Source organism: Gracilibacillus oryzae, assembly GCF_009498735.1.
Taxonomy (GTDB): Bacteria; Bacillota; Bacilli; order Bacillales; family Amphibacillaceae; genus Gracilibacillus; species Gracilibacillus oryzae.
In genome coordinates this window covers 186,296-192,221 of record NZ_ML762431.1, presented here as the reverse complement: position 1 = coordinate 192,221, position 5,926 = coordinate 186,296, and the positions used below count along the sequence as shown (strand labels likewise).

The 5,926-nt window shown below is 41.2% G+C and carries 4 protein-coding genes; all 4 read left to right on the top strand.

Annotation, left to right across the window (positions count from 1 at the left end; genetic code table 11):
* Positions 1-1,184 precede the first annotated feature (1,184 nt).
* The 4 genes from F9U64_RS12375 to F9U64_RS12360 are packed head-to-tail and all read left to right on the top strand — an operon-like array spanning position 1,185 to position 5,837.
* Entirely contained in the window at positions 1,185-2,723 is a 1,539-nt protein-coding gene (locus F9U64_RS12375; protein ID WP_194287364.1) for an ABC transporter ATP-binding protein, read from the top strand.
* Positions 2,720-3,745 carry an ABC transporter permease gene (locus tag F9U64_RS12370; RefSeq protein ID WP_228275692.1) on the top strand — a complete coding sequence of 342 codons (1,026 nt, stop codon included), beginning with the start codon at positions 2,720-2,722 and terminating at the stop codon, positions 3,743-3,745. The genes F9U64_RS12375 and F9U64_RS12370 overlap by 4 nt, the downstream gene beginning before the upstream one ends.
* Positions 3,742-4,650, top strand: a complete 909-nt coding sequence (locus tag F9U64_RS12365; protein WP_153403830.1) for an ABC transporter permease — start codon at positions 3,742-3,744, stop codon at positions 4,648-4,650. The genes F9U64_RS12370 and F9U64_RS12365 overlap by 4 nt, the downstream gene beginning before the upstream one ends.
* 50 nt (positions 4,651-4,700) lie before the next feature.
* Positions 4,701-5,837: a BMP family ABC transporter substrate-binding protein gene (locus tag F9U64_RS12360; protein WP_153403828.1), complete on the top strand. Its 1,137-nt coding sequence runs from the start codon at positions 4,701-4,703 to the stop codon at positions 5,835-5,837.
* Positions 5,838-5,926 lie beyond the last annotated feature (89 nt).

Genomic DNA, 5,926 nt, shown 5'->3' with positions numbered 1-5,926 from the left:
CACCCAACTACTGATCACCAAGAAGGGGCACCGACAGTCAAGGACCAGCAGCAAAGCTGTGGCTGGATGGGAGGATTCTATGTGAATCAGTGAACAAATTGAGAAAACTACCTAATTTTTAAAAGAACAAATATGTATTATGTGAATTAGGTTGTTAACATTGTATCTATATTTACACATAAAAAAGGACTTGACTGTGAGTCAGGATAGTGAAGGCATTCAGGAGGAGTCTGAATGCCATGAGAGGAGCAGGGAGGAGAGGTGAAGGCATTCAGAAGGAGTCTGAATGCCATGAGGGGAACGGGAAGGATAAGTGAAGGTATTCAGAAGGAGTCTGAATGCCATGAGGGGAGCGGGAAGGAATAGTGAAAGCATTCAAAAGGTGTCTGAATGCCATGAGGAGCTCAGGAAGGAGGGGTGAAGGTATTCAGGAGGAGTTTGAATGCCATGAGGGGAACGGGAAGGAATAGTGAAAGCATTCAAAAGGAGTCTGAATGCCATGAGGAGCTCAGGAAGGAGAGGTGAAGGTATTCAGGAGGAGTTTGAATGCCATGAGGGGAATGGGAAGGAATAGTGAAAGCATTCAAAAGGAGTCTGAATGCCATGAGGAGCTCAGGAAGGAGAGGTGAAGGTATTCGGAAGGAGTCTGAATGCTTTGAGAGGAACAAATAGCAAACGCCAAAGCATTCGGGAAGTTTTTTTCATCAAATATCCAGAACAGAAGCACCGAATTGAAGAACAAACCCCATTTTAAACATCAATCCACAAAAGGAAAGGAACCCGATTGAAGAACAAACCCCATTTTAAACATCAATCCACAAAAGGAAAGGAACCCGATTGAAGAACAAACCCCATTTAAACATCAAACCGCAAAAGGAAAGGGAACCGAGTCTTTTTAATTAGAAAAGTAAATCATGAACAATGGAAAAAAATCAACCACCCAATCCAAACAGCCCCCTTCTTCATCTGCAAAGCCACTTAAACTATACCAATAAAAAATTCCTATGTAAGATTTACTAACATAAACAATGACGAAAAATCATGATCATGTTGTAATTAGTTCATAACAAAGACGAGTTACGTTTGTAATTGAGTGCCAAAGACAAAAGCCACAAAACGAATGTATAATTTATTTAACGTAATATGTTACTTAATATTACATAAAGTGAAAGGGGATGGACTGGTTGGTAAAGACAGATGAAACGAATAATATTCCTTTATTAGAAACAAAGGGTTTAACTAAGAAGTTTGGCAGCTTTATCGCCAATGACAAAATAGATTTTAGTGTAAATGCTGGAGAGATACATAGCATTCTTGGTGAAAATGGGGCAGGAAAAAGTACGTTAATGAAATCCTTATATGGTGTTCATGCTCCTGAAGAAGGTGAAGTGTTGATCAATGGGCATAGGGAGGAATTGCATCCACCGGCGAAAGCTCGTACGCATGGAATTAGTATGGTGTTCCAGGATTTCAGGATTATTCCTTCACTGACAGTTCTTGAAAATATAGCGCTGGCATATTCAGAAAAAGGTTTCTTTTTAAAGAAGAAAAAGTTGCGCGAAAAAATCGAAACAGTAACCAAAAGATATAACTTATCAATCAATCCAGATAGTTATGTTTGGGAACTGGATCTGGGAGAACGGCAACGTGTAGAGATTATCAAAGTGTTGGTAGAAGATATGACAAAGATTATTATTTTTGATGAACCGACCAGTGTACTGACACCATCAGAAGTTGATGCATTTCTGAAAATGCTGAAAATGCTGCGGGAAGATGGATACGGCATTATCTTGATCACACACAAAATTAGAGAAGTGTTAGCATGTTCCAACAAAGTTACGATCCTGAGAGAAGGAAAAGTGGTTTATTCTCGTTCGATTAATGAACAAACAACAGAGGAAGAACTAGTTTCGGAGATGATCGGATCAACAGACATTCCGCAAGCAAATCAATCTCAAAAGTATAAGGGAATTCAGAAAGAACTCTTGCGTGTAGAAGGAATGACTGTAGAAGACGATAGAGGACAGGAAATTCTTTCGCAAATTAATTTGTCCCTGAAGGCAGGCGAAATCATTGGGGTGGCTGGTGTCTCAGGTAATGGACAGAAAGAAATTGTGGAAGCACTGTTTGGGGTTAGAAAAGTAAAGGCAGGCAAGATAATCGTGAAAGAGGAAGACTTTACCGGCAAGTCTGCCAAAGCCTTTTTAGATGCAGGTATCTCTTATATTCCGGAAGATCCATTACATGATCAAATTGTTCCTGGCCTTTCCATTTATGATCATATGGTTCTCTCAGGAATGCCGGTCGAGAAGAAAAATGTCGGGATTGATTGGGACAAAGTGAAAGCGAAATTTGACCAATCAGAAGTGGTGAAAGAATTAAGGGTGGCAGAAGGCAATCGCATTGCAGATACATTATCGGGTGGGAATGTGCAGCGAATGGTGTTGGCTAGAGCATTGTTGTCTGAGCCTGATATTGTACTGGTAAGTTATCCAAGCAGAGGGTTGGATATTGCGACAGTGAACAGTATTCATAACATGTTTCGGAAGTTGAAAGAAGAAGGTGTGGGAATTCTCGTAATCTCGGAAGACTTGACAGAAGTTTTTGAGATTTCCGATCAAATTGTTGTCCTTGGACAAACGAATCTTTATGGCCCATATTCTCCAAACGATACAACTTCGTATGAGATTGGAAAAGTAATGTTAGAAGGTGAAGCTTCATGAGTTTTTTACAAGAAAAGATGAGATTTCCGGGTTCTCAATGGATTGTAGGATATGTTTTGCCGATTCTATTATTCGCTTTATTCCTGTTATTACAAGGTGTGAACCCGATAGCAACATTTGGTAACATGATCAGCTCTGTATTCGGCGATTTTTATGGATTCGGTGAAGTTATTATTATGACAACACCATTTATATTAACCGCCTTGGCAACGGTGATACCAGCCAGAGCAGGATTAGTGAATGTTGGTGGAGAGGGACAGTTAGCGATAGGTGCCTTAACGTCTACCATTGCAGCAGTTTTTCTTATTGATGGATGGCCAATGTGGATTGGATTGCCATTACTTATGATATTTGGTGCATTAGGCGGAATGATCTGGGCAGGTATTGCCGCCGTATTAAAAGCAAAAAGCGGCATGAATGAGACGATCACAACCCTTTTATTAAATTATATTGCTTTTTATACGTTAGCATTTTTCGTTCATGGTCCGTTAAAAGATCCCACTTCCTTTAATTGGCCGCACTCACCGGAATTAAGTGACTCGTTGCGTCTGCCAACAATTCCTGGCAGTCGAATCCATATCGGAATTGTGATCGCAATAGTCATTGCGGTAGGGATGTACTTCTTATTTAAGAAAACACGCTGGGGTTTTTATTTGAAAATTGTCGGTGGAAATCCAATCGCTGCATTTCAGTCAGGGTTTAAAGTGAATAAGCTGCAGTTCTGGGCACTGGTCATGGGCGGTGCGATTGCTGGTTTGGCTGGAATGATCGAAGTAACAGGGATTGAAGGAAGATTAAGGCAAACGACAGGTGTAGATTATGGTTATCTTGGCTTTCTTGCAGCCTGGATGGCTAGAAATCATCCGATTGGAATAATCTTTACCGCTTTGATCATCGGAATGATTAGTGTATCTGGGAATTCGATGGAAATGACTGCAGGATTACCAGCATCAGTTGTTCATATCCTGATGGCACTAGTGCTCTTCGGAATTTTAGCGATGGGGAGGAAGAGTAAATCATGATAATAGAAGTTTTAACAGGGGCAATTATTGCAGGTACATCCGTACTTTATGCAACAACAGGTGAGTTGATATCAGAAAGAGCAGGTGTTATTAACCTTGGAACAGAAGGATCGATGGTGTCAGGGGCGATGGCAGCATTCGCTGCAACCGCCTGGTCCGGGAGTCCATGGATAGGTTTGGCCTTTGGGGCGATAGCAGGTTTATTAATTTCTTTGATTCATGCGTTTTTGGTTATTGACCGGAAAGCGAACCAACTGGCAACAGGGTTAACGATTATGTTTTTCGGACTCGGGCTGTCGGCATTTTTCGGCAGATCACTTGTAGATAAACAGATTAATGGTTTTGAATCCATTGATATTCCTTTATTATCACAGATCCCGTTTGTGGGGAGGATTCTTTTCACACATGATGTGCTGACATACTTATCTTATTTATTGGTTCCAGCTGTCTGGTTTTTCTTATTCCGGACAAAGTGGGGGATCATCCTTCGCGGTGCAGGTGAAAATGAACAAGTGGTTTACGCTTATGGGAAATCACCTAAGCTAGTTCGCTACTTAGCTGTAATGGCAGGAGGGTTGTTAGCAGGTGTAGGTGGTGCCCAGCTTTCAACGGCCTTTACACATACTTGGATTGAAGGCATGACACAGGGAAGAGGAATTATCGCGGTTGCATTAGTTATTTTTGCTTCATGGCTGCCGTTCCGTGCCATGCTTGGAGCTTACTTGTTCGGTGGTGCTTACGCGCTCCAATTAGCACTTCAGGGGCGAGGTGTAGATATATCGCAGTTCTTACTATTTATGCTTCCATATGTATTAACATTAGTCGCAATGTTTATTGTGGAAAGGAAACAAAGAAATATGATGCCACTGGGTCTGAAGGATGTATTTGAAGGAGGTGGCAACTAGATCTTCGTCCAGCAAAAAAATTGATAGTAAATAAACAGGGGGATAAACAAATGAAAAAACTATATTTAGCAATGGTAATTGCAGCAATTATGCTAGTTCTGTCAGCTTGCAGTAATGAAGGGTCAGCAACAGAAAGTTCGGACTCATCAGGTGAATCCGCAGCTCCAGGCGAAGGTTCAGAAAAAGTAGGGTTTATCTTTGTTGGTACAAAAGATGATTATGGATACAACCAGGCAGCTTATGATGGCAGTGTAGCGGTTGAGGAAGCCTTTCCTGATATGGAAATTTTGAGAAGTGAGAATGTTCCGGAAACAGCGGAAGCAGAACGTGTAATGGAAGAAATGATTCGTAATGGTGCAAAAGTTATTTTCCCAACATCTTATGGTCACTTAGAACCAGCGATGAATGTAGCAGAAAGACATCCAGATGTGGCATTTTTCCACCAAGGTGGTTTAAAGAATGCTGAAAACTTAGGAACGTATTTCGGTAATATTTGGCAAGCTGCATACTTATCAGGTGTAGCAGCAGGCAGTGTTTCAGAAAGTGGCAATCTTGGGTATGTTGTGTCATTCCCGATTCCGCAAGTATTGTTAAATGTGAATGCTTTTACATTAGGTGCACAATCAGTGAACCCTGATGCAACTACGACTGTTGCGTTTACTGGCAGCTGGTGTGATCCAGGACAGCAGGCTAGTTCTGTAAACAGTCTAGCTGAACAAGGTGTTGATGTGATTTCCCAGCACCAGGACTGTACAAAAACAGTGATTGAAACAGCTGACCGTCTTGATATCAAATCAGTAGGATATCATGCAGATGCTTCCACACTTGCACCGGAAACTTGGGTTACAGGTGCGATCTGGAACTGGGGCGACCTTTTTGTTGATATGACAACAACAGCAATTGAAGGGAATTTTAAAGGAAGCGAATATGATGGTATTTACCGTGGTGGATTGTCAGAAGGTGTGGTAGAGCTTGCACCATTCGGTAATCAAGTTCCTGACGATGTGAAAACTTTAGTCGAAGAGGAAAAAGCAGCAATCGAAAGTGGAGAATTCCATCCATTTGCAGGTCCGATTAAAAGTCAAAATGGTGATGTGAAGATTGAAGAAGGGGTAACACCTACAACAGATGAATTAGAAGCAGTTGATTACTTTGTAGAAGGTGTTATTGGGAATATCTCAGAATAATACAGTAACTGGAGGGGAGTTTCTTTCTCCTCCTTTTAAAAATAATGAAGAGGTGAAACACATGTTTATCGAAGCAACTCCTTATCATT

Excerpts from the sequence above, each read along its gene's own strand:
- F9U64_RS12370 (WP_228275692.1), top strand. The coding sequence starts at position 2,720 with ATGAGTTTTTTACAAGAAAAGATGAGATTTCCGGGTTCTCAATGGATT.
- F9U64_RS12365 (WP_153403830.1), top strand. The coding sequence starts at position 3,742 with ATGATAATAGAAGTTTTAACAGGGGCAATTATTGCAGGTACATCCGTA.
- F9U64_RS12360 (WP_153403828.1), top strand. The coding sequence starts at position 4,701 with ATGAAAAAACTATATTTAGCAATGGTAATTGCAGCAATTATGCTAGTT.